General features: G+C 58.2%; 22 protein-coding genes. 14 read left to right on the top strand and 8 right to left on the bottom strand.

The genetic code is table 11. The annotated features are described in order from the left end of the window. The first annotated feature begins 55 nt into the window (after window positions 1-55). From SLH47_RS15920 to SLH47_RS15945, 6 genes are all read left to right on the top strand, one after another. A complete protein-coding gene (locus SLH47_RS15920) occupies window positions 56-217 on the top strand; it encodes a hypothetical protein (RefSeq protein WP_320240646.1) in 162 nt (53 codons plus the stop codon). A 34-nt stretch (window positions 218-251) separates the two neighbouring features. Further along, window positions 252-629, top strand: a complete 378-nt coding sequence (locus SLH47_RS15925; protein WP_320240648.1) for a hypothetical protein — start codon at window positions 252-254, stop codon at window positions 627-629. A 167-nt stretch (window positions 630-796) separates the two neighbouring features. Next, window positions 797-3,859 (top strand): valine--tRNA ligase, encoded by a 3,063-nt coding sequence (locus SLH47_RS15930; RefSeq protein WP_320240650.1) that lies wholly within the window; start codon window positions 797-799, stop codon window positions 3,857-3,859. Further along, window positions 3,852-4,328 (top strand): GNAT family protein, encoded by a 477-nt coding sequence (locus SLH47_RS15935; RefSeq protein ID WP_320240652.1) that lies wholly within the window; start codon window positions 3,852-3,854, stop codon window positions 4,326-4,328. Before SLH47_RS15930 ends, SLH47_RS15935 begins: the two co-directional genes overlap by 8 nt. A 141-nt stretch (window positions 4,329-4,469) precedes the next feature. Further along, a complete protein-coding gene (locus SLH47_RS15940) occupies window positions 4,470-5,588 on the top strand; it encodes a pyridoxal phosphate-dependent aminotransferase (protein ID WP_320240654.1) in 1,119 nt (372 codons plus the stop codon). Between the two features lie 48 nt (window positions 5,589-5,636). Continuing rightward, entirely contained in the window at window positions 5,637-5,822 is a 186-nt protein-coding gene (locus tag SLH47_RS15945) for a hypothetical protein (RefSeq protein WP_320240656.1), read from the top strand. 104 nt (window positions 5,823-5,926) lie between these two features. On the opposite strand, the gene SLH47_RS15950 is transcribed toward SLH47_RS15945, so the two are convergent. Together SLH47_RS15950 and SLH47_RS15955 are read right to left on the bottom strand one after the other, a co-directional pair. Then, the gene (locus tag SLH47_RS15950) at window positions 5,927-6,655 is read right to left on the bottom strand and encodes a GGDEF domain-containing protein (RefSeq protein ID WP_320240658.1); all 729 of its coding nucleotides are present in this window, start codon (window positions 6,653-6,655) and stop codon (window positions 5,927-5,929) included. 230 nt (window positions 6,656-6,885) lie between these two features. Beyond that, window positions 6,886-8,112, bottom strand: coding sequence for a pyridoxal-phosphate-dependent aminotransferase family protein (locus SLH47_RS15955; RefSeq protein WP_320240659.1), 1,227 nt, complete (start codon window positions 8,110-8,112; stop codon window positions 6,886-6,888). A gap of 132 nt (window positions 8,113-8,244) precedes the next feature. Between SLH47_RS15955 and SLH47_RS15960 the strand changes: the two genes are divergently transcribed. The 3 genes from SLH47_RS15960 (at window position 8,245) to SLH47_RS15970 (ending at window position 11,752) form a co-directional block, all read left to right on the top strand. Further along, complete coding sequence (locus SLH47_RS15960) at window positions 8,245-10,035, top strand: ABC transporter ATP-binding protein (RefSeq protein WP_320240661.1); 1,791 nt, start codon at window positions 8,245-8,247, stop codon at window positions 10,033-10,035. Then, complete coding sequence (locus SLH47_RS15965) at window positions 10,028-10,762, top strand: folate-binding protein (RefSeq protein ID WP_320240663.1); 735 nt, start codon at window positions 10,028-10,030, stop codon at window positions 10,760-10,762. The genes SLH47_RS15960 and SLH47_RS15965 overlap by 8 nt, the downstream gene beginning before the upstream one ends. A 324-nt stretch (window positions 10,763-11,086) precedes the next feature. Beyond that, on the top strand, window positions 11,087-11,752 hold the full coding sequence (locus SLH47_RS15970; protein ID WP_320240664.1) for an outer membrane protein: 666 nt from the start codon (window positions 11,087-11,089) through the stop codon (window positions 11,750-11,752). A 218-nt stretch (window positions 11,753-11,970) separates the two neighbouring features. Here the strand turns inward: SLH47_RS15970 and efp are convergent, their stop codons facing one another. After that, a complete protein-coding gene (efp, locus tag SLH47_RS15975) occupies window positions 11,971-12,534 on the bottom strand; it encodes an elongation factor P (protein WP_320240665.1) in 564 nt (187 codons plus the stop codon). A 219-nt stretch (window positions 12,535-12,753) separates the two neighbouring features. Between efp and SLH47_RS15980 the strand changes: the two genes are divergently transcribed. Next, window positions 12,754-13,077 (top strand): DUF6280 family protein, encoded by a 324-nt coding sequence (locus tag SLH47_RS15980; RefSeq protein WP_045998630.1) that lies wholly within the window; start codon window positions 12,754-12,756, stop codon window positions 13,075-13,077. Between the two features lie 53 nt (window positions 13,078-13,130). On the opposite strand, the gene SLH47_RS15985 is transcribed toward SLH47_RS15980, so the two are convergent. After that, the gene (locus SLH47_RS15985; protein ID WP_320240669.1) at window positions 13,131-13,712 is read right to left on the bottom strand and encodes a cobalamin biosynthesis protein CobQ; all 582 of its coding nucleotides are present in this window, start codon (window positions 13,710-13,712) and stop codon (window positions 13,131-13,133) included. A gap of 52 nt (window positions 13,713-13,764) precedes the next feature. Between SLH47_RS15985 and SLH47_RS15990 the strand changes: the two genes are divergently transcribed. Then, window positions 13,765-15,216: a cobyric acid synthase gene (locus SLH47_RS15990; protein WP_320240670.1), complete on the top strand. Its 1,452-nt coding sequence runs from the start codon at window positions 13,765-13,767 to the stop codon at window positions 15,214-15,216. Here the strand turns inward: SLH47_RS15990 and SLH47_RS15995 are convergent. The 4 genes from SLH47_RS15995 to SLH47_RS16010 form a co-directional block, all read right to left on the bottom strand. Continuing rightward, the gene (locus SLH47_RS15995; RefSeq protein ID WP_320240672.1) at window positions 15,213-15,938 is read right to left on the bottom strand and encodes a hypothetical protein; all 726 of its coding nucleotides are present in this window, start codon (window positions 15,936-15,938) and stop codon (window positions 15,213-15,215) included. The genes SLH47_RS15990 and SLH47_RS15995 overlap by 4 nt on opposite strands. An 89-nt stretch (window positions 15,939-16,027) precedes the next feature. Beyond that, entirely contained in the window at window positions 16,028-17,401 is a 1,374-nt protein-coding gene (locus SLH47_RS16000) for a TolC family outer membrane protein (protein ID WP_413785651.1), read from the bottom strand. A gap of 58 nt (window positions 17,402-17,459) precedes the next feature. Then, complete coding sequence (locus SLH47_RS16005; RefSeq protein WP_320240676.1) at window positions 17,460-18,113, bottom strand: protein-L-isoaspartate O-methyltransferase; 654 nt, start codon at window positions 18,111-18,113, stop codon at window positions 17,460-17,462. 92 nt (window positions 18,114-18,205) lie between these two features. Further along, the gene (locus tag SLH47_RS16010; RefSeq protein WP_320240678.1) at window positions 18,206-19,612 is read right to left on the bottom strand and encodes a helix-turn-helix domain-containing protein; all 1,407 of its coding nucleotides are present in this window, start codon (window positions 19,610-19,612) and stop codon (window positions 18,206-18,208) included. A 176-nt stretch (window positions 19,613-19,788) separates the two neighbouring features. Here SLH47_RS16010 and SLH47_RS16015 point away from each other — a divergent pair, with 176 nt between their 5' ends. The 3 genes from SLH47_RS16015 to SLH47_RS16025 all read left to right on the top strand — a co-directional run bounded on the left by SLH47_RS16015 (window position 19,789) and on the right by SLH47_RS16025 (window position 22,875). After that, a complete protein-coding gene (locus SLH47_RS16015; protein WP_320240680.1) occupies window positions 19,789-20,766 on the top strand; it encodes a tripartite tricarboxylate transporter substrate binding protein in 978 nt (325 codons plus the stop codon). 78 nt (window positions 20,767-20,844) lie between these two features. Then, a complete protein-coding gene (locus SLH47_RS16020; RefSeq protein WP_320240683.1) occupies window positions 20,845-21,336 on the top strand; it encodes a tripartite tricarboxylate transporter TctB family protein in 492 nt (163 codons plus the stop codon). 12 nt (window positions 21,337-21,348) lie between these two features. Beyond that, window positions 21,349-22,875 carry a tripartite tricarboxylate transporter permease gene (locus tag SLH47_RS16025; protein WP_320240685.1) on the top strand — a complete coding sequence of 509 codons (1,527 nt, stop codon included), beginning with the start codon at window positions 21,349-21,351 and terminating at the stop codon, window positions 22,873-22,875.

Here is a 22,875-nt window from a genome sequence, read left to right on the forward strand (position 1 = left end):
CTTGTGACTGGCAGCTGCGCCACCTGCAGACGCCCAACAGACAAGGAGACCGCACATGTTACGCACCGTCTTGATCACCGCATGGCTTCTGAGCCTGACCGCTGGACACACCGCTGCGGCCAATCAGGCTGATGCCGAACAAGGCGCGGCTATCGAGCAGCAACAAGAAGAGCGCAGCCAGAACCGGCGCGTCGAATTCCAGATCCTACCCAACTAGCCCGACACAGATTGAACTTGCAAAGAGACATAATATGAGACTTTCAGCTATCGCGCTTTCCCTCGTCCTCGGCCTTGCCGCCTGTGATGCTTACGCCAGCAGCAATCCCACACCGCCTGTTGCCGTTGTCAATGGCATCCTCGTCGATGCCAACCAGATGAGCCTTTATACATTTGACCCTGACACCGCGAATGCATCGGCCTGCAACGCAAGCTGCGCGCGCAATTGGCCACCACTCACGGCGCCCGCAAATGCAGTTGAGAGCGACAAGTTCTCCACAATCACCCGCATCGATGGGACCAAGCAATGGGCCTATGACGGCCAGCCCCTTTATCTGTGGGTGAACGACCGCCGCCCCGGCGATAGAACCGGCGACGGTGTTGGCGGCAACTGGCACCTCGCAAGACCTTAACCCTTCATTCCAAGAATTAATTTCCCCAAAATTCATTCGTCCCCCAGTGAGCGGCCTGTCGCTTCTATTCCCTGCGACAGGCCGTTTTTTATTGCCCACCGCACAAACCCTTTTCCTTCCTGCGCCCCTCGGCTATCTGACCCCAAACCGAATTGGGACATTCGATCATGCCGATGGAAAAGACATTCAACGCCGCCGAGGCGGAGCCGCGCATCTACAAGATGTGGGAAGAGAGCGGCGCGTTCAAAGCGGGCGCGAACGCCAGCCGCGACGAGACTTTCTGCATCCAGCTCCCCCCGCCAAATGTGACCGGCCACCTGCATGTGGGCCACGCCTTCAACCACACGCTGATGGATATCCTGACACGCTGGAAGCGGATGCAGGGCTATGACACGCTTTGGCAGCCGGGGCTGGACCATGCAGGCATCGCGACCCAGCTGATGGTCGAAAAGGATATGGCGGCGAAGGGCGAGAACCGGAAGCGGTCCGAGATGCCGCGCGACGAATTCCTCGCCAAGGTCTGGGACTGGAAGGCCGACAATGGCGGCGTCATCGAAAAACAGGCCCGCCGCTTAGGTGACTCGATGGATTGGGAGCGCTCCGCCTTCACCATGTCCGGCGCCGAGAGCGCGCCAGCGACCGAGAAGCCCGGCAATTTCCATGACGCCGTGCTCAAGGTCTTTGTTGAGATGTATAACAAAGGCCTGATCTATCGCGGCAAATACCTCGTCAACTGGGACCCGCATTTCGAAACCGCGATCTCTGACCTTGAGGTTGAGAATATCGAGGTCGACGGCCATATGTGGCACTTCAAATACCCGCTCGCGGGTGGCGAGACCTATGAATATGTCGAAAAGGACGAAGACGGGAACGTCACGCTCCGCGAAACCCGCGACTACATCTCCATCGCCACGACCCGGCCTGAGACGATGCTGGGCGACGGCGCCGTTGCGGTGAACCCCAAGGATGAGCGTTACGCCCCCATCGTCGGCAAACTTTGCGAGATTCCGGTTGGCCCGAAGGAACACCGCCGCTTGATCCCGATCATCACCGATCTCTATCCGGACCCAGAATTCGGGTCCGGCGCGGTCAAGATCACCGGCGCGCATGACTTCAACGACTACGAAGTTGCCAAGCGCGGCAATATCCCGATGTACAACCTGATGGACACTAAAGGGGCGATGCGGGACGACGGGAAGCCTTATGCGGAAGAGGCCGCCGTGGCCCAGCGCATCGCGAATGGCGAACAGGATTTCGACGAAAACATGATCGCCGCCATGAACCTGGTGCCGGATGAATATCGCGGCCTCGACCGGTTCGAGGCGCGCAAACGCGTCGTCGCCGACATCACGGCAGAAGGCAACGCGGTGATGACCACCGCGACCAAGGAGGTCGAAGGCGAGGAAACAACTGAGACAATTCCCTTCGTCGAAGCCAAGAAAATCATGCAGCCCTTCGGCGACCGCTCCAAGGTCGTGATTGAGCCGATGCTGACCGACCAATGGTTCGTCGACAGCGCCAAGATCGTCGGCCCCGCGCTCGAAAGCGTCCGCGAAGGCCGGGTCAAGATAATGCCCGAGAGCGGCGAAAAGGTCTTTTACCACTGGCTGGAAAACATCGAACCCTGGTGCATCTCACGCCAACTTTGGTGGGGGCACCAGATTCCGGTTTGGTATGGGCCGAGAGTGGTTCAGCAAGGTGCTCTCGGCGAAAAGTGGGAAGAACCTTCCGAACCGATCGAGAAATCAAAAGCCGCTTGGGATCATCATCAAGAGATTGCATTCTGCGGCGCCAATTGGGCCGAAGCTAAAGAACAGGCACTCCAATACTATCGAACCAAGATACTTGCTGACGAAGCATTCTTTGACACCATCAAAGAATATGATGATGAAGGCTACACGCCTGGTAAGGAGTTAGGTCTGCACCGCGACCCCGACGTCCTCGACACGTGGTTCTCCTCCGGCCTCTGGCCCTTCGGCACGCTCGGCTGGCCCGCTGACGATCCGGCGATGAAATACTTCCCCGGTGACGTCCTGATCACCGGGCAGGACATCCTGTTCTTCTGGGTCGCCCGCATGATGATGATGTCCGAGGCGGTTCTGCACAAGGAGCCGTTCCACACCGTCTATCTCCACCAGCTTCTGCGCGACGCGAAGGGTGAGAAGATGTCGAAGACGCGCGGCAACGTCATCGACCCGCTCGATATGGTTGACGCCTATGGCGCCGACGCCCTGCGCATGTCCAACGCTGCGATGGCCGCCCTCGGCGGTGTGCTGAAGATCAGCGAAGACCGGATCAAGGGCTACCGCAATTTCGGCACGAAGCTCTGGAACGCGTTCAGCTTCGCCGACCATTACGAGATCGCCTATCCCGGCAACACCGCCCGGCCAGAGGCCACGCAGACGCTGAACAAATGGATCATCGGCGAGGTCGGCAAGGTTCGCGAAGCCGTTGACGCCGCCTTGGAGGCCTACCGCTTCAACGACGCCGCCGACGCGCTTTACGCCTTCACCTGGGGCAAGGTCTGCGACTGGTATCTGGAATTCTCCAAACCCATCCTGCAGGGCGATGATGCGGCGGCCAAGGCCGAGACCGAAGCAACCTTACGCTGGGTCCTTGACCAATGCCTGATCCTCTTGCACCCGATCATGCCCTTCATCACCGAAGAGCTGTGGGGGCTGGCCGAGGCGCGGCCCAAGATGCTCGTCCACGCCGACTGGCCGACCTATGGCTCCGAGCTGGTCGACCCGGAGGCCGACCGCGAAATGAACTGGGTCATCGGCCTGATCGAGAACACCCGCTCCGCCCGCGCGCAAAGCCACGTGCCTGCCGGGGCGAAGGTGCCGCTTTTGGCGACCGGGCTTGATGCCAAGGGTCAGGGCGCGTGGGACAACAACGAGGCGATGATCAAACGGCTCGCCCGCGTCGAAAGCCTTGAACATGTGGAGAGCTTCCCCAAAGGCTGTGTCACCGTCCCCATGGAGGGCGGCACCTTCGGCATCCCTCTGGCTGACCTGATTGATGTGGGCGAAGAAATCACACGGCTGGAAAAGACACTGCAAAAGCTGGGTAAGGAACTTGGTGGTCTGCGGGGACGGTTGAACAACCCCAAATTCATCGCCTCCGCCCCGGATGAGGTCGTCACTGAGGCCCGCGAAAATCTCAGCCTACGCGAAAACGAGGAAACCCAGATCAAAGCCGCCATCGCGCGGTTGCAGGAAATTGGCTGACGTCACGCTTCGCCCGCCCGAGGCAGAGATCGTGCGGATGTATGGCGGCGATCCCGCGCATCCACCGCGGGCCGACATGGCGCGCTCGGAAGGGTGGCTAGCGTGGCTGCAAGACCACCGTTTTGGGCGGGTCATTCTTGCGGATGGCAAACCTGTTGGCGAGGTCCGGCTGCATACTTTTCGGGATGATGAAAAGTCGGCCAGCCTCGCGATTGGCCTTTTCGCGACGCGGCATTTGGGCGGGGGTATCGGGCGGCGGGCCATCCGCCTCACGCTCGCCGCAGCATTTGATACGTATCTCCTCAACCGGGTCGATCTGAGGGTTCTGTCCTTCAACACCCGCGCCATTCGCTGCTACAAGTACTGCGGGTTCAGGCATGTCGCGACCGAAAGCGTCGATATTCTGGGCGAACCACAAGGTGAGTGGCTGATGTCATGCGACGGGATCAATTGGGCGGACGACAGGTAAAAGACGGGTTTCACCCGGCGTTTTCGACAAATAAGACTGAAGAAAGCACGCACCCGTTGCCCTGACTGCGCATTACGGTCACGCAGTCGACATTTTCGGGCCAGCTTGCACCCGGTTCCCCGCCCGGCTTATCTACCGCCCATGACCAAGCCTCAACTCACCCCGCTCGCCCAATCGCTGCCTGCCACTGTGCCCTTTGTGGGACCTGAAAGTCAGGAGCGGCAGCGAGGCAGGCCATTTCTCGCCCGCGTCGGGGCCAATGAAAGCCCGTTCGGCCCCTCTCCCAAGGCCATTCAGGCGATGCAGATGGCGGCGGCGGAAGAGGTCTGGATGTATGGCGATCCGGAGAGCCATGATCTGCGCCAGGCGCTGGCTATCCATCATCAGGTGCCGATGGACAATATCATCATTGCAGAGGGGATCGACGGGCTGTTGGGGCTGCTGGTGCGGCTTTACGTCGGGCCGGGCGACGCGGTTGTGACTTCTGCCGGGGCTTATCCGACTTTCAATTACCATGTCGCGGGTTTCGGCGGGCAGATCCACACTGTCCCTTATGCCGAGGATTATGAAGACCCGGTGGCTCTGGTCGAAAAGGCCATCGCGACGGGGGCGAAACTGGTTTATATCGCCAACCCCGACAATCCGATGGGCAGTTGGCACGATGCGGCTGTCATGACCCAGATGATCGCCGCGATGCCTGCCGATTGCCTGCTGATCATTGATGAGGCCTATATCGAGCTTGCGCCTGCAGGCACGGCACCGCCATTTGACCTTTCCGCGCCCAATGTCATTCGCTTGCGCACCTTCTCCAAGGCTTACGGGATGGCCGGGGCACGGGTCGGTTACGGGATTGCGGCGGCGGAGGTGATCGCGGGCTTTCACCGGGTGCGCAACCATTTCGGCATGTCGCGGATCAGCGTAGCGGGTGCTATTGCGGCCCTACAGGATGACTTCTGGCTCAGCCATGTGGGGGCAGAGGTCGCGGTGGCCAAACAGGCCATCGTGCAAGCGGCGGAGGCGAATGGGCTGACGGCTCTGCCATCGGCCACAAACTTTGTCACGATCGATTGCGGGCGCGACGGGGCCTTTGCCAAGGCTGTACTGGCCGAGTTGATCGATGCGGGGATTTTTGTCCGCATGCCCTTTGTGGCCCCACAAGACCGCTGCATTCGGGTCAGTTGCGGCAAACCCGGCGAAATGACGGCCTTTGCGGGGGCCTTGCCATCGGCGTTGTCCCGCGCACACGAAAAATTAGGGTGATTTTCAGACCCTATCAGCTAGGTTTGCGGTGTCAGCCACGGAGGCCCCATGTCACACCGCCAGCCGATCCAGAGGGTTGAGGATTATACGGACGCATTCCTGACCACGTTGGGCGTGCTACTCTTCATGGTTTTTTGGATGATCGCGGCGGCATTGGGTTATGTGTGGGTTGTGATTGCGGCCTATGGGCTGGACCTTTCCTTTAAATGGATCGGGCATTTGCGCGACGATTAAGATTAAGGGACGGCGACAGGACCAGTAAGGATGATCTTCGCCACTGCTGGACATTGCTGACTGTCGTTTCACAATCGGCCCTGGGCCTTGCAATGCTATGGGTCTCACGCAGCCGCGGCTTCCTCCCACAGAACAAGCCTGGCGCGGCCTGCGGCCTTTGCCTCATAGAGTGCCTCATCCGCGCGGGCGAGCAGTTCGGCCAGAGTGCTGGCGGCTTGCGATGGGACAGCGCCGACCGAGATTGTAACCGTCACTTCCTGTGGTAGTTCCACCGCTTCAACACGGACACCACGTGCCAAACGCTCACCGATTTCGCGCGCCATCTCAACCGGTGCATCGACGAGGTAGATGCCAAACTCCTCACCGCCAAGACGCCCGACAACGTCGTGCTGGCGCACCAATTGCTCGATCCGCCGTGCGACGGCCTGCAGGCAGATGTCGCCAACGGCATGCCCATAAACATCATTGACCTGCTTGAAGTGATCGACATCCAGCATCAGAACCACACCGCCGCAATCATGCGCGGCCCCGGCCGCGCGATCAAGAAATGCCCGGCGGTTCGGCAGACCGGTCAGCATGTCAGTGGTTGCGAGTTGCGCCAATTGACCCTGAAGCCGGTCGAGATGGCCAATGAGGGCAAGTGCCAGAATGATAAATGGTGTGGCCACAATAGTTGTTGTCAGCAATTGCTCGGGCAAAGGACTTTCTAGCGCGCCGTTCATCGACAATTCAACGCCGATATTCAGCCCATTGATGAGTAGCCAAAACAGAAACCAGCGCGATATCCACCCCCACCATCCAATCGGCGCGAACATGCGAACAAGAGTATCCATAAGGCGGGACCTCGTAATCAGATCAGTCCGCATAGGGATTACTGCAAAGAAGCTAACGGCAAATGAAGCCGAGTTAGAACGACACCCGAGTTGTTGTCAGCCGGCGACCAGAGGACGGCATTGGAAACAGAAGAATTGGTGGCTGTTTCAGGCACAAATGGCCTCAGGCGTCATGTTGGAGGCGTGCTTCTCCGCGCTGCCTGCGTCGTCAATGAAAGGCTAAATTTCGTTTAGCCGCAGCACGCGTCACCCACCTGCCGGACTGCGCCGACATCTGCAGTTCCAGCCTTGGCAATCACCTGCGCCGCTGCTTCCAGCGCGCCGTTGCCATGCGGGATTTCTAGCGCCTTCAATCCCGCATCAATCGTGCCCAGAACCCCCATGATCATATGCGCGTTCACATGGCCCATGTGGCCGATGCGGAAAAATGCGTCTGCAGGTTCTCGGCCCAGACCGATGCCAAGGGTCAGCCCGCATGTATGCTCGCACCAGTAACGCAGCTTGTCGCCAAGCGGTGATCCGATGGCCACCGCCGTCACGGCATGAGACCGACAGGGGGGATCAGCGATGTTCAACTGCATCGGCCCCCTGGAGGACCATTTGTCAAACGCCGCCCAGATCGTTTGGGCAAGGGTTGCATGCCGGGCAAAAACGGCCTCTAACCCCTCATCCATGATAATATCGAGGGCCTTGCGCAGCCCATAAAGATGATGGGTCGGGGCGGTGCCGTCGAAATACTGGAAATACATCTCTGGCCGGGTACGCGGGCGCCAGTCCCAATAGGTGGTCACGCAATCGCCGCGCGCTGCATCTGCCTTCTCATTGTACCAGACAAAGCTGATCCCGGCTGGCGTCATCAGGCCCTTCTGACAGCCCGATACCATGACATCAACTCCCCAGGCGTCCATCTCAAACCGGTCGCAACCCAGGGAAGCGATGCAATCGGCCATCAAAAGCGCGGGGTGGCCCGTGGCATCCATCACCGCGCGAAGGCCTGCAATATCGTTCTTCACGCTGGTTGAGGTGTCGACGTGGACCGCGAGCACGGCCTTGATCCGGTGGTCCTTGTCGGCGGCGAGGCAATCCTGCACCTGGGCCAGATCGATGGGTGCCGCCGGACCGTAATCAATGGTCTCGACCTTGGCACCCATGCCTGCGGCCATCTCACCCCATCCGACGCAAAAGCGTCCCGTGGCAAGCACAAGCACCGTGTCGCCACGCGATAGCACATTTGCAAGGGCGGCTTCCCAAGCCGCATGGCCGTTGCCAATGTAGATGGCCACATGCTGATCCGTCATCGCGACCTTTTTCAGGTCCGGGATCAACCCGTCGGTCAGGTCATGTAACTCGCCCTCATAAATGTTGGGAGAGGCGCGATGCATGGCTTGAAGCACCGCATCAGGCATGACTGATGGGCCGGGAATGGCAAGATAGGCACGACCGTTGGAAAGGGACATGAAGTGAGGGACTTTCGCTGTAATCTGACGGGACAGTAACGCCCGCATTCTGCCCGTCAAGCACGCCAACTTGCCCTACCGCCCGATTTGCGATTAGACGCAAGTATCGCGCGACGGCAAAAGGCTTTCTTCATGGCACCGCCCATCCCCGAAACCGGCAAAGAGAAGTCGCAATCGGCAGTGACGCTGTTTTGGTGGCTGTGGAAGGACTATCTGCGCGAACACAAATGGCTGCTGGTCGCGGCCATGATACTAATGGCCATAGAAGGCTCAATGCTGGCATTGCTCGCCAATTTAGTTCAGCCGATGTTTGATGAGGTCTTCGCGGCAGGAAATACCAATGCGCTCTATTGGGTTGGTTTGGGGGTGATGACGGTCTTTATCGTCCGCGCACTCACATCATCCGGTCAAAAAATCCTCATGGCCTATATCAAACAATTGGCATCGGCGTCGATGCGGCGCGAGCTTTTGCGGCACCTCATCTCGCTCGATAGCGCGTTTTACCAAACCAACCCCCCGGGCCAATTGATTGAGCGGGTACAAGGGGACGTGAATGTCATCAACTCGGTCTGGGGCAGCATATTAACAGCGCTCTCACGAGACCTTATTGCACTGGTCGCACTGATGGGTGTGGCCGTATCGGTTGACTGGAGGTGGGCGCTCATGGCCGTCGTCGGCATCCCCCTACTCATCCTACCTTCGCTTCTCGTACAGTCCTATATCCGGCGGCGGTCACGCCGAGCCAGACAGATCGCCGGGCAGATCTCAACCCGCCTTGATGAGGTCTTTCACGGTATCAACCCGATCAAGCTCAACGCGCTCGAAGAGTATCAGGCGAAGCGCTATGACGGCCTTCTGCAAAAGTCGATTGAGGTAAACGTGAAAACCGCTGCCGGGCAAGCGGCCGTTCCTGGTCTGATCGATATCATGAGCGGCATCGGCTTTCTGGGTGTTCTGATCTATGGCGGGTCCGAGATCATCGCGGGAGAAAAGACCAGCGGTGAGTTCATGAAGTTCTTTACCGCGATGGGCCTGGCCTTTGACCCGTTGCGGCGCCTCGGCGCGATGTCCGGTCAATGGCAAATGGCCGCAGCAAGCGTTGAGCGGTTGCAATACATCCTCAATCTGAAGCCAACCATCCTGTCGCCAGCAGAACCAAAGGCCCGGCCAGAAGGCTCGCCGGAGATCAGTTTCAACGATGTGCATCTGAACTACGGCGAACTGCCAGTCTTGCGCGGCGCAAGTTTTACGGCGAAGGCAGGCAAGACCACAGCGCTCGTTGGCGCGTCGGGGGCGGGCAAGACCACGGTATTCAACGTGCTCACGCGGCTTGTTGAACACGCAAGTGGTGAGGTGAAAATCAACGAGCTGCCGGTCGATGCGCTCGATCTTCACGACCTACGCAGCCTCTTTTCGGTCGTTTCACAGGATTCAGCACTTTTCGATGAAACCGTGCGCGACAACATCTTGCTCGGCCGTACAGATGTGAGCGAGGCAGAACTAAACAAAGTGCTGGAGGCGGCGCATATCAGCGACTTTATCGGCAAGCTGGAAGACGGGTTGGACGGTCAGGCCGGGCCGCGGGGATCCAAGCTCTCAGGCGGGCAGCGACAGCGGGTTGCAATTGGCCGCGCTCTCTTGCGCAATACGCCGATCCTGCTTCTGGACGAGGCAACCAGCGCGCTTGACACGAAATCCGAGGCGATTGTGCAAGAGGCGCTGGAACGTCTGTCAGAGGGGCGCACTACGCTTGTCATCGCACATCGCCTTTCTACTGTGCGCAATGCGGATTCCATTGTTGTGATGGACCAGGGTCAGGTCGTCGATCAGGGCACGCATGATGCGCTTCTTGAAAGGGGCGGTATCTATGCCGATCTTTACAACATGCAATTCAAGCGAAACGAGGATGACCCCAATGCATGATCGGACAGTCATCGCGCTGAGCGGCGCAGACCGGGTGTCGTTTTTGCAGGGCCTGGTCACAAATGACGTGGAAGGCGCGCAAGACGGGATCATCTACACTGCCCTTCTGACACCGCAGGGCAAGTTCATTGCTGATTTCTTTGTGCTGGGCGAGGCAGAGCGCCTGTTGATCGACGTGGCCAAGAGCCATGCCGCACCGCTTGCCCAGCGGCTGATGATGTACCGGTTGCGGGCGGATGTGGACATTGCCGAGACCGACATCGTCGTCTCACGCGGGCGTGGAACACCACCCAAAGGCGCCCTGCCCGACCCACGCCATCCCGACCTTGGCTGGCGAGCCTATGGCGACAGCGATATCAGCGACGATACTGACTGGGACGCGCTGCGCGTTGACCTGATGATCCCCGAGACGGGTTCGGAACTGACGCCTGACACTTACGTGCTGGAGGCGGGGTTTGAGGCGCTGAATGGTGTTGACTTCAAGAAAGGGTGTTTCGTCGGTCAGGAAATCGTGGCCCGCATGAAGCACAAGACAGAACTGAAGAAAGGCCTCGCGCAAGTCAGTATTGAGGGCGCGGCACAGCCGGGCGATGCGATCACATTCAACGGCAAACCGGCTGGCACCCTTCACACGGTAGCGGGAGACAAGGCGCTTGCCTATCTGCGTTTCGACCGCGCCGCTGGCCCGATGCAGGCGGGTAACGCAACGCTCACCCGCACGCGCTGACGCGATACCGGACAAGACCCAGAAAGCTCCATTCCCGTATCAGACTATCCTGCCCCCTAGGCAGGTTAATCAAAGATCAAATCGGTATTGAACGTCGGCATGAAGACCAATCAGGTCACCGGCGATGATTGTCGAGCAATTGCCCGTTTGCGCTCTGGCGCCCGCAATCGCCAGACTGCAACCCATCAGGAAAGCCAACGAACGAATTGACATTAATCATTAATGACCCCCTAACACATCTTATAATATGAATATGTGAAATGATGGCGCTGACCAGTTTCATGGTGAATGGAAGGCTGCGCCGCAAAGTGAGGAGCATTTTTCATGATGACGTATTCTGCCAAAGCAGCGCTAGTAGCCACTGCCCTTGTGACCATGCCGGGCCTCGCCGCCGCACAGGATTGGGACGGCTTATATGGTGGTTTGACACTTGGTTATGCCGCAGGGGATGCCGATCATTCCTTCAGCAATGGCGCCCCCGACGGCAATTCTGAACCAGACGGCGCCCTTCTTGGCGGCTTTCTCGGGTTTGGATACCAGAACGGCAACACAGTCTGGGGTGGCGAGATTGACCTTGAAACCTCTGATTTCTCAGGTTCCTTTGCAGAAACCTCCGGTTCAACCTCTGCAGGTCAGATAGATGGCGAATGGCAGGGCTCTATCCGTGCAGTTCTGGGCTATGCGAGCCAACTCGGCGGTCGCCCTGCCCTATTCTACGGCACCGTGGGATATGCCGTCGGTGAGTTCGATTTTCGTGGTGGTCCCGCAGGCAGTCCATTGGACGACGGGTACGACGAAAGGATGGAGGGCCCAACGGCTGGCGTTGGCTTGGATTGGCGGTTTGCGCCACAAGCCGCTCTGCGCGCTGAGTATCGCTATACCGACTTTGGTGAAGCCAAAGGCGATCTTGAACCTGGTTTTCCTGGCGTAGAGATGCCCGTCGATGTTACCCAAAACGCCATACGCATTAGTGTTCGCTTCGATTTCTAACGTAACAAGCGGCAGGGTGTATGTCTGAACATGCACCCGGCCACGGCATCGTAACGAGTAGTGTTTGACCCGCGTTGCGCCCTATGCGCCTCAAGAAAGCGAACCGCATTGCGTGATGCATGGGCCGGATCAACTGATCTTTACAGGTCTTTGCATCCGCAACCTTAAATTGTGCAAAGGTATCAGCGGTGCGGTTCGGTCGACGCTCTGAACTGCTGTTAAGCCCGTTCGGTATATTCGAAGGTTTCCGTGTTGACGACGATGTCCTCGTCCTGCGCAACAAAGGGTGGGATCATCACGCGCACACCATTATCCAGTACCGCTGGCTTGAAGCTGTTGGCAGCAGTCTGACCCTTCACCACAGGTTCGGTCTCAACCACCTTGCAGGTCACCTTTTGCGGAAGGCTGACATTCAGCGCCTCTTCACCGTAATACTCGATCTGCACGACCATGCCGTCCTGCAGGAAAGGGCGACGCTCACCCAGGATGTCGGAAGGGAGGGCGATCTGTTCATATGTTTCGCTATCCATGAAGGTCAGCATGTCGCCATCCTCGAAAAGAAACTGCTGATCCTTCTGATCCAAACGTACCCGCTCAACCTTGTCAGCGGACCGAAACCGTTCGTTCAGTTTGCGCCCATCGCGCAGGTTTTTCAGTTCGACCTGGGCAAAGGCACCGCCCTTGCCGGGCTTCACGTGGTCGACCTTCACCGCCGCCCACAGGCCGCCATCATGCTCCAGCACATTTCCTGGGCGAATTTCGTTACCGTTAATCTTGGGCATAGTCCGATCCTGGCCAAATTGTGGCAAGTGGTTGAAAAAATGGTTAATCCGGCCTATATCGCGACGGTGCGGTGCTGACAAGGCCACACAATAGCCACCAGGGACCTCTCGCTATGCACTGAGTGCATGGCTGCTATGCAAAAAGAAAATCCCCGAATCGGTTCGGACACTGCATAAAGGCGGTCACGCGAGAACTACAAGAGCAAAAAGGGAAACAGAATGAGAGATTTTGTCGACGGTACAGCGTTCAATAACGAACAGGGCAACCGTGCACGCAAGCTGTTTGCCGCCGTCGTACTCGCCGCTCTCGACGATGCCATCGCCGATGACAAGAAATACGGAAACGGCCCCGAACAGATCGCCCGCTGGGCACGGTCGCGCGACGGTCGCGAGGTTCTGTCTTGCGCCGGGATCGACCCCAATGAACGGGTTGTCGAAGGATTGATGGAATTCGTAGGCAAAGGTGTGCGGACATCCGTCGCCCTATCCCGCGAAGAGAGCGAACGTCGGAATGCTGCCGAGCAGGAAGCGCGCGCAGCATAAGGGCTTCCGGTCTGACCATTGAAAAAACGCGGCTCTGGGTGGGCCGCGTTTTTTTATGCGGAGCCGCCAAACATGATCCAAAAGATGACGACTGGCGCGGCCTCTGCGACCATAAGTGCGACGATCAGAAACCGCATCCCCCAGCCTGTAAACCGCTGCCATAGTAGACGTGACAGGAACAGGCATAATACAACCTCAAGCGGACCAACGATGTTGCCGTAATGGTCACCGTCCCAGTAGCTCACCGGGCTTTCAAAGATCCAGGTGCTGATGGGCCAGAAATGGGCGCGTCCGTCATCATTGTGGAGCAGGAAATCAAGACCAAGATGCAGCATAGCTGCACCGCAGAGTGCTATCATCACGGGCGCACGCCAGATCAGTCCAATAACAAGCGCGATGCCCCACAACACCATCGAATTGTCGATGCGAAAGATGCTTTGCCAGGCATCCGAAAAGTACAGCTGCCCGAAAACGATATCCGCCGGTGTGCCCAAACCCCGCAAATGCCATCCCGCCAGAATGTAAAGCGACAGGTCAGGCAGCACGGCCCCCGCAAGCGCGGCGGCATTGACCCGCGGCGCGTTGGGTTTGCCAAATGCCGCGAGGCCAAAAATCAAATGCGCTGGAGTGTTCATCCTCTTCCCTCGCGCCGGATGCGCGCATATCAAGCTAGCTGACGGAGGGCAGATGACAAAGGCCATCATGATACAGGGTGCCGGTTCCAATGTCGGCAAATCCATTCTAGTGGCCGGCATTGCACGGGCTTTTCGCAAACGCGGGCTATCTGTCGCGCCCTTCAAGCCGCAAAACATGTCCAACAATGCCGCTGTGACCACAGATGGTGGCGAGATTGGGCGGGCACAGGCGCTACAGGCGCTTGCCTGCGGGCTGGAGCCGCGCGTGGATATGAACCCGGTCCTCCTGAAACCCGAAACAGATATCGGGGCACAAGTGATCGTGCAGGGCCAGCGCGTTGCCACAATGAAGGCACGCGATTACGGCAAACAGAAATCGAAGCTTTTACCGCCGGTTCTGGAAAGCTTTGGGCGGCTGGCTACGGTCCACGACCTGATCCTCATCGAAGGGGCCGGCAGCCCGGCAGAGGTCAACCTGCGCGCCGGTGACATCGCCAACATGGGTTTCGCCGAAGCGGCAGATGTGCCGGTCGTCCTGATCGGTGACATCGACCGGGGTGGCGTGATTGCCCAGATGGTCGGAACCCATGCGGTGCTGCCAGAAAATGACCGCACACGCATTAAGGGCTTTGCCATCAACAAGTTCCGAGGCGACACCACGCTGTTTCATGACGGCATGACAATGATCGCAGAGCGGACCGATTGGGCGCCCCTGGGGATCGTGCCCTGGTTCGCCGATGCCTGGAAACTGCCTGCCGAAGACGTGATGGACATCGCCAGCAGAAAGGGTGGCACGCTCAAAATCGCCGTTCCGCGTCTGAACCGGATTGCGAATTTTGATGACCTTGACCCGCTCTCGGCCACACCGGGTGTCTCGGTCGAGATCATCCCCGAAGGACGGCCACTGCCGGGTGATGCCAATCTGATCCTGATCCCCGGCTCAAAATCCACCATCGCCGACCTCGCCCATTTCCGCGCGCAAGGCTGGGATGTTGATCTGTTGGCGCATATCCGGCGCGGCGGGCATGTGCTGGGCGTCTGTGGCGGGTATCAGATGCTGGGCCGCGAAATTGCTGATCCTGAAGGGATCGAAGGTGCGCCCAGTACCGTAGCAGGGCTTGGCCATCTTGATATCCGCACAATCATGAAGCCGCAAAAGCGGCTGGCCCGGTCAAAGGCGATCCATCTTGCAACTGGTGAAACGCTGGATGGCTACGAGATCCATATCGGCGAAACAACCGGCGCCGATTGCGAGCGGGCCTGGCTGAAGATCGATGGCCGGGCCGAAGGTGCTGCAACCCGCAACGGGCAGATCAAGGGTTGCTATTTACATGGGCTCTTCAGCGGCGACGGGTTTCGCCAAGGCTTTCTGGCCGATTTGGGCCAACCGGTTGCCGCGCATGATTACGCCGCAGGCTTGGAAGGCACACTAGATGCCCTCGCACAGCATCTTAAGACACATATGGATCTGGACCAGTTCCTTGCCCTTGCCGAAGACGTTTAGTCCAACCCGCGTGCCATAAAGGCGCGGTTAATCTCGCGCCGCACCAGTTTGCGCACATTGCGGGTGATCTTTTCGCCCAATTCGCCTGCCAGCTCATCACGAATGATCTCGGTCACCATCAGGCGCAAGGTGTCGTCCTCCATATCATTCATGATATTGTGGGCGACTTCTCGAACGCCAAAGGCTTTGGCCACCTCCTGCGCGATCTGCGATGCGATATCGGGCGGGCTTAACGTAGGGTCAGCGTCTTCTTGCTCAACCTCGGGTGGCGATGTTGACGGATCAGGCTCGGCCAACGCGGCGATGGGCGTATCCGCGGTTTCAGCAACCGCCTCTTCCGAATCGGCATCGTCGCTGTCAGTAACCTCATCGTCCCAGACCTCAACCGGGAAATCCTCGGCATCATCATCGTCCCACGTATCTTCAGGCGACGTTACGGCAGCTTCAAGCTCCGCAATTGTCGCCTCAAGATTTTCACGATCAGGCTGTTTTGCGACGTCCAGATGGTGGACATTCGACACCGGCTCGGGCGTGATCCGGCTATATTCCATTGGGGTTTCAGCCATTTCATCAGCATCATCGTCAACCCGGTTGGCCGGTGTCAGCACCAGCAACTCTGACTTAACGCGGCGGCGCTGAGGCGCTGCCGGTTGACTGCTTACAAAACCACGTACTGAAGAGAGAAATTTCTCGATTTCATCTGTGCGTATACTATCGGACATAAAGACATCACCGTTTCCGCACCCCACCTGGTTAACGCTAGCGCATACGCAAGGCGCAAACAACAGGTGGCTGCAGAACGGAACGTTCCTTATTCGCGTCCAATTGCCTCAAGCACACGTTCAAGCGCCTGGCCTTGAGGGGATAAAAGCTCCGGCGAGTCTTTGGCCAGATTGTAATAGACCGATGGATCATATTGCTGGACCGGCAGGTTCAGGTGATCTGCAGTGAGCAGGCCCATGGCTGAAAGGAGCTGATAAGATGCGAACACCTCATCTGCCTGTGCAGAAATGAGGTTCGTTTCTGCATCGAGAAGCTCCTGTTCGGCATCCAATACATCCAATGTGGTGCGCGCGCCCAGTGTCGCCTCTTCGCGCACACCCTGAAAGGCAACGCGTGACGCCCGAATTTGCTCGTTCGAGGCCTGCCTTGCCGCCCGCGCCACCTGAAGTGATGCAAAGGCATTCGTCACTGCCTGTTCAACGCTCAGAACCGTCAGGTGCAGACCGGCGCGGGCCGAATCGCGATTGGCTTTCAACTGTCGGATCTGACTGGTCAACGCACCGCCGCTATAAATCGTCTGCCCGACATTAACACCGAGTTGCACGGTTTCATTGGAATCCTGGTCAGTGGCGACAAAGCTATTCAGCGACACACGCGGCCCCAGCGCGGCCTCTGCACGGCGAATGCCCAGTTCCGCTGCAGCGACGCTGTGCTGTACCTCAAGCACGCTCGGATTGTTGCGCACCGCAAAGGCGCGCGCGTCCGCCAAACTGCGCGACACTGGTGCAGGGCTCACGGCGGAAACCGTTCCCGGCGCGCGACCAACGGCCACCCGGAAACCTTCGATTGAAATAGCCAGCGTGCCTTCAGCGCTTGCCAATTGGCTGCGTGCCGATGCAAGACGCGCCTCAGCCAATGCCACATCGGTCCGGGTGACTTCGCCAACATCAAACCGGTCCTGGGCGGCGCGAAGTTCCTGGGTGATCAGGCGCACGTTGTTCTGACGAAGCTCAACAAATTCACGATCCCGCAGCACGTTCACGTAGGCCTGCACCGCGTTCAGAAGCACATCCTGCTCGATCCCGCGCAAGGTCTGGCGGGTGCTGAGCACAATCTCTTTTTGGGATTCGATTGCAAAGGCGTTCGCGCCAAAATCGTAAAGCGTCATCGCAGCGTTGAATTGTAACGTCCGCGAATTCACAACGGCGAAATCACCCGAAGGCTGCGAATTGTTCCAAGTGCGATTGGCCTGCAGCGACCAATCCACAACCGGCAGCGTAGCGGCAACTGCTTGTGCGACGTCTTCATCTGCCGCGCGCAGCAGGGCCTGGTTCTGTTCCAAAAGGCCTGAATTGTTGTAAGCAGACGTCAGCGCGTCAGCCAGCGTCTCTGCCTTGGTCATCGAAGCTGATAGGAGCGATGCGACAATGGCCGCCGCCGCAAGTCCGGTCCGTTTCATCATGTTCTGCTCTCACCTACATCGTTGTTATTGAAACGTACCAACACGCAAAGTGGATGACCTAGAGCGCAAATACGTCCTGTTTTTCGAAACCCGGTAAGACTGGCGCGCTTGCATTGAAGCTAAAGCGCCAGTTGACCACACCATCAAGCTTGTAACCGATGCGGACGACACCCAATGTCCCTTCCGCAAAAACACAGGCGATCCGACCGCCTTCACGTAACTGATCTTCTAAAGCAGCGGGTACTTCGGCCACACCGCCCTGAATAATGATCACATCATAGGGGCCAGACTTTGCCGCGCCCTCTGCAAGGGGGCCGTGCATAACGGCTGCATTATCAACCCCGTGTTCGGACAAGAGCGCCTGCGCCTCTTCTGCACGGCCTGCATCATCCTCAACAGCGACAACAAAGTCACAAAGACGGGCCAGAAGCGCCGTGGAGTAACCAAGCCCGCATGCAATATCGAGACCGACCTCGGTCGGCTGGATATCCAAGGCGTCCAGCATCTTTGCCAATGTCCGCGGCTCAAGCAGGACCCGTTCACCGCCGATATCGAGGTTTTCGCCGATATAAGCTGCCTCGCGCAGGCGATCGGGAACGAAGGGTTCGCGTGGCACCGACAGCATCGCATCAATGATCGGAAACTTCGTGACGTCCGAAGGACGCACCTGCGTATCAACCATCATGGTGCGGCGGGCGGTGTAGTCGGTCACGATCTAAACTCTTTCGTTCAGTAGCTTTGATCTCGTCATGCCACAGAACTCGTCAGTCAGCAACAATTGATGCACGGGCGGGGCGGCAGAACTCAGCTTTCGTATCGGGTCGAGCCGCGCCGATTGGCATCGACTGGCAAATGCACATGTAAGGGCTCATGCGCACGCTGCGCACAGGCCTGGCGCGGGCAAATGTGGCAGTTAATTCCGATCTTGGCGATCTGCGTCTCATCGCTCAGATCAAACGGATCGGCATAGCCGACACGTTTGACATGCGCCCGCTCACAGCCAAGTGCGACAACGAGGCGGCGATGCGCCGTCCTGCGATCCATGCGCGGACGATCCGTAGTGCGACTGAAGGTAAAGAATTGGCCGGAATCAGGCAGCTCGACAAACTGGGTCACAATCGTCCCGGGTGCCGCAAAGGCCGTGTGAATGTTCCAGACAGGACAAGACCCGCCCTGTTCGGCCAGTGTAAAGGGGGTCGCGTTGAACCGTTTGGTGACGTTGCCCGCCTCATCAATGCGCAAGAAGAAGAATGGCACGCCTTGCGCCCCTTGCCGCTGCAAGGTCGTCAAACGCTGGCACGCCATCTCAAAGGTCACGCCAAAGGCTGCCGCGATACGATCCACATCATAGCGGCATGATGCCGCCTGGCTGAGGAACGGATCGTAGGGCATCAACACGGCGGCAGCAAAATAGTTGGCCAGTTCCACACGGCACCGCGCGCGCCCCGCTTCTGAGGCCGGGCCAAATGTAGCTACCAGATCATCAAGCAGATGAGCACAGCTGACCAGCGCCACGATATGGGCCAACTGAAAACAGCGATTAATCGGGTCCAACATCTCCGACAGGGTGACGACCCCGCGTTTGCGATCAAAGATGCGCAGCGTATCTGGCATCTCATCATACGATTTGACGGCAACATCGATGTGATACCGGTCATGCAGGTACATCTTCAGGTTTGCATATATATCGTCGCGCGCGCCTCCGATCGCATTGCGAGCCGTGTCAGCCGCGGCTTCGAGCGCGGGAAAATGGTTGCTGTTCTGGCGGAAAAAATCGTGGATGGCGGCTTCTGCCGACGTGGCGAGCAGATCTGACCGTGCGCCGGGCTGATGCATGTGCTGCAGGTTGCCAAGCATGGCCCGGTGGTTTTGATGCAGTTCAAGAAATTGCGCCACCAGGCGTGGCGCGTGATCAAGTGCGGCGCGCAGTTCCTGCAAATCCGGGCGGTCGGTCGACAGGGCCGGGTCCCGGACAGCCGCACGCAAATCGGCCAGTTGCGTCGCGCTGTGATCATTCACCAAAGCACGCCAATCGACGCCATATGATTCTGTCAGCGCAAGCAGAACCTTCACCGAAAGGCTACGTTGATTATTCTCAAGCAGATTAACATAAGACGCACTCACGTTCAGGTTGCGCGCCATTTCCGCCTGTGTTTGGTTGTAAGATCTACGTAACTGCCGCAATTGCGGGCCAACAAGCGTTTTTGTCATGTTTACAACATTACAATACTTCTGATTGTAGACGCAACAATTAACAGATGAACGCTATTTTTGGTGAAGTTTTGCTGCTGCGGCCTAGCTTCAATTCTGTAGAGGCGTTGTTTCTCATTATTCCTGATTGATTCGTATTTCTGCTACTCGCCTCTGAAGTCTAAGGGAGTAACAATATGACTTATCCAATCACCCGTCGTTTCGCCATTGCTGCTGCTGCATCACTCGGCCTTCTGTCTGCAGCGCCAGCCGCGGCCGAAGGGTGGACGCCTGAACGTCCTGTCGAAATGGTCATCATGGCAGGCACAGGTGGTGGTGCTGACCGGCTTGCACGCTTGTTCCAGTCCATCATCCAAAAAGAAAACCTGTCAACAATGCCCATTCTGCCCGTGAACAAGGGCGGCGGTTCAGGTGCTGAAGCACTGCGCTATCTTGCCGATAACGAAGGTGAAAACCACCTCATCATGGCAACGCTGAACAGCTATTACACAACGCCTTTGCGCAACGATATTGGCGTCGATATCGAGGAATTCACACCAATTGCCCGCATGGCCTTGGACACATTCGTGCTTTGGGTGAATGCCGACAGCGATATTGAAACGCTGGAAGACTATGTTGCAGCAGTGCAAGCCTCCGGCGGCACCTGGAAAATGGGCGGCACAGGGACAGGTCAGGAAGACAGCCTTGTCACAGCGATGCTTGAAAACGAATTCGGCATCTCGGTGACCTATGTACCATTCTCCGGCGGTGGTGATGTGGCCCGCAACCTTGTGGGTGGTCATATCGACTCTTCCGTAAACAACCCGTCCGAGGCTCTGGGCTTCTACCAGGCTGGACAGGTGCGCCCGATTGCGGCCTTCACGCCAGAGCGCATTCCGGCGCTGCCCGACACACCAACCATGGGTGAGCTTGGTCATGATCTGGTTTACTGGATGCAGCGGTCCTTCGTGGCTCCTGCTGGCATGGCACCAGAGGCCGTGGCGTACTACACGGAAATGTTCGAGAATCTGAGCGCTTCCGAAGAGTGGCAGACTTACACACAGGAAAAGGCCCTGATGGCGGACTTCCTGACGGGTGAAGAACTGCAGGCCTACTTCCTCGAAGAGCGCGAGAAGCACGCCGACCTTCTGAACACGATGGGCGAAGGCTCTTAATCCTTCCCCTCCCAAGCGGGCATGGCGTCCCTCGCGCCATGCCCATTTCAAGAATACTGCCAAGAAACGAGACACCTCATGCTGCTGGCTGACCGTCTAATCGCCGTGGGCCTGATGGCCCTGTCCGCTTACTTCATGTGGCACGCCTACGCGCTGCCCATCGGCTGGAACGGGATGACGGGCGGTCCGGGCGGTGGCGCATTTCCGTTCTGGCTGTCAGCCATCATGTTTATCTGCGCGGCAGGTATTCTGATCAGGTCCTTCCGCGGGGCCATCCCCGATACCGGCGCGTTTTTCGATACCGAAACACTCGGCTCCGTTGTCAGCGTGGTTATCGCATTGACCGTCACGGTTGCCCTCATGTCGTGGCTCGGCGCTTACATCGTGCTGCCGCTCTTCCTGTTCTGGTACCTGAAGATCTTTGGCAAGCACAGCTGGCTTCTGACAATCTGCGTGACCATCGGTACGCCGATCTTTCTGTTCATGTTTTTCGAGGTGACGCTGAAAATCCTGCTGCCGAAGGGGCTGACGCAGCCGCTTTTCGTGCCGCTTTACGCTTACTTCTTCTAAGGGGCGGCGCGCATGGAACTCCTTGGACATCTCGCAGACGGCTTTGCCACCTCCCTGTCACCACTGAACCTGATGATCGTGATCCTCGGCGTCACGGCGGGCCTCTTTATCGGGGCCATGCCGGGCCTTGGTTCGGTCAACGGTGTGGCCATCGTGCTGCCGCTCACCTTCATCGTACCGCCCTCATCGGCCATCATCCTGCTCGCCGCGATCTATTACGGCGCGATGTATGGCGGGGCGATCAGTTCGATCCTGCTCGGCATACCCGGTGCCTCTACGGCCGTTGCCACCACCTTTGACGGGCGACCGATGGCGCAACAGGGCAAGGCAGGCCTCGCCCTGATTGCCGCCGCGACGGCCTCCTTTGTGGGCGGGACGATCTCCGTGGTCCTCTTCACGCTTTTTGCAGCGCCATTGGCTGACGTTGCGCTCGCCTTTGGCCCACCGGAAGAATTCGCCCTCGTCCTGCTGGCCTTCACCACCTTTGTCGGCCTTGGTGGCGATGACGTCCTGAAGACCATCATCATGATTTGTCTGGGGCTGGTCCTGTCGACGGTCGGCCTTGACCTGATCTCTGGCCAGCCAAGGCTGATCTTTTTCGATCAGCCCGGCTTCTATGCCGGTATCAGCTTCCTTGTGCTTGCGATCGGGATCTATGGCGTTGGCGAAATCCTTTACACGATCGAGACATCCAAATCCGCCCCATCCGTGACCCCCGCAAAGATCACGTTCAAAGAGCTGAAATACGGCTTCAAGGAAATGAACAAGCTCTGGCGGACCATGAGCTTTGGGTCCTTCATGGGCTTCTTTGTCGGCATGCTGCCTGCAGCAGGGGCCACCCCGGCCGCGTTGATGGCCTACGGACTGGCCAAACTGACCTCAAAAACCTCTGCCACCTTCGGAAAAGGCAATATCGAAGGGGTTGCCGCCCCCGAAACGGCGAACAATGCGGCCTCAACAGGATCATTGTTGCCAATGTTGACACTCGGCATTCCCGGATCGCCCACAACAGCCCTCCTCTTGGGCGGCATGGTGATGTGGGGACTTGTGCCCGGACCGATGCTCTTCATCGACCAACCCGATTTCGTCTGGGGCCTGATCTCATCCCTTTACACCGCAAACCTCGCGGCGGTGCTTGTGAACCTCGCGCTGATCCCGATCTTTGTCTGGGCCCTGCGCATGCCGTTCACGGTGCTTTGCGCCATCGTGCTAATCCTCTGCCTCGTAGGCGGTTTCGCACCCAGCCAGAAGCTGCACGATGTCTGGCTGATCGTAGGCTTCGGCGTTGTGGGCTACTTCCTCCGCAAGGCCGACTACCCGATGGCACCACTGGTTCTGGCCCTCGTCCTTGGCCCGCTGATGGAGCGTAGCTTCCGCCAGACCCTGATTTCTGAGCAAGGTAATGTGCTGGCATTTGTCGAACGTCCGCTTTCCGCTACCTTCATTGCGTTAAGCGTGATTTTCTTCCTGTTGCCCTTGCTCAATGTCCTGCGCCGCCGGATGCGCCCCAAAACGACCGCCGGAAACCCGGCTGAATAA

It is taken from the genome of Cognatiyoonia sp. IB215182 (assembly GCF_033963905.1).
In the GTDB taxonomy this organism is placed as follows: Bacteria; Pseudomonadota; Alphaproteobacteria; order Rhodobacterales; family Rhodobacteraceae; genus Yoonia.

Coding starts and splice junctions, on each gene's coding strand:
- SLH47_RS15920 (WP_320240646.1), top strand. CDS start 56: ATGTTACGCACCGTCTTGATCACCGCATGGCTTCTGAGCCTGACCGCT.
- SLH47_RS15925 (WP_320240648.1), top strand. CDS start 252: ATGAGACTTTCAGCTATCGCGCTTTCCCTCGTCCTCGGCCTTGCCGCC.
- SLH47_RS15930 (WP_320240650.1), top strand. CDS start 797: ATGCCGATGGAAAAGACATTCAACGCCGCCGAGGCGGAGCCGCGCATC.
- SLH47_RS15940 (WP_320240654.1), top strand. CDS start 4,470: ATGACCAAGCCTCAACTCACCCCGCTCGCCCAATCGCTGCCTGCCACT.
- SLH47_RS15945 (WP_320240656.1), top strand. CDS start 5,637: ATGTCACACCGCCAGCCGATCCAGAGGGTTGAGGATTATACGGACGCA.
- SLH47_RS15950 (WP_320240658.1), bottom strand. CDS start 6,655: ATGGATACTCTTGTTCGCATGTTCGCGCCGATTGGATGGTGGGGGTGG.
- SLH47_RS15955 (WP_320240659.1), bottom strand. CDS start 8,112: ATGTCCCTTTCCAACGGTCGTGCCTATCTTGCCATTCCCGGCCCATCA.
- SLH47_RS15960 (WP_320240661.1), top strand. CDS start 8,245: ATGGCACCGCCCATCCCCGAAACCGGCAAAGAGAAGTCGCAATCGGCA.
- SLH47_RS15965 (WP_320240663.1), top strand. CDS start 10,028: ATGCATGATCGGACAGTCATCGCGCTGAGCGGCGCAGACCGGGTGTCG.
- SLH47_RS15970 (WP_320240664.1), top strand. CDS start 11,087: ATGATGACGTATTCTGCCAAAGCAGCGCTAGTAGCCACTGCCCTTGTG.
- efp (WP_320240665.1), bottom strand. CDS start 12,534: ATGCCCAAGATTAACGGTAACGAAATTCGCCCAGGAAATGTGCTGGAG.
- SLH47_RS15980 (WP_045998630.1), top strand. CDS start 12,754: ATGAGAGATTTTGTCGACGGTACAGCGTTCAATAACGAACAGGGCAAC.
- SLH47_RS15985 (WP_320240669.1), bottom strand. CDS start 13,712: ATGAACACTCCAGCGCATTTGATTTTTGGCCTCGCGGCATTTGGCAAA.
- SLH47_RS15990 (WP_320240670.1), top strand. CDS start 13,765: ATGACAAAGGCCATCATGATACAGGGTGCCGGTTCCAATGTCGGCAAA.
- SLH47_RS15995 (WP_320240672.1), bottom strand. CDS start 15,938: ATGTCCGATAGTATACGCACAGATGAAATCGAGAAATTTCTCTCTTCA.
- SLH47_RS16000 (WP_413785651.1), bottom strand. CDS start 17,401: ATGATGAAACGGACCGGACTTGCGGCGGCGGCCATTGTCGCATCGCTC.
- SLH47_RS16010 (WP_320240678.1), bottom strand. CDS start 19,612: ATGACAAAAACGCTTGTTGGCCCGCAATTGCGGCAGTTACGTAGATCT.
- SLH47_RS16015 (WP_320240680.1), top strand. CDS start 19,789: ATGACTTATCCAATCACCCGTCGTTTCGCCATTGCTGCTGCTGCATCA.
- SLH47_RS16020 (WP_320240683.1), top strand. CDS start 20,845: ATGCTGCTGGCTGACCGTCTAATCGCCGTGGGCCTGATGGCCCTGTCC.
- SLH47_RS16025 (WP_320240685.1), top strand. CDS start 21,349: ATGGAACTCCTTGGACATCTCGCAGACGGCTTTGCCACCTCCCTGTCA.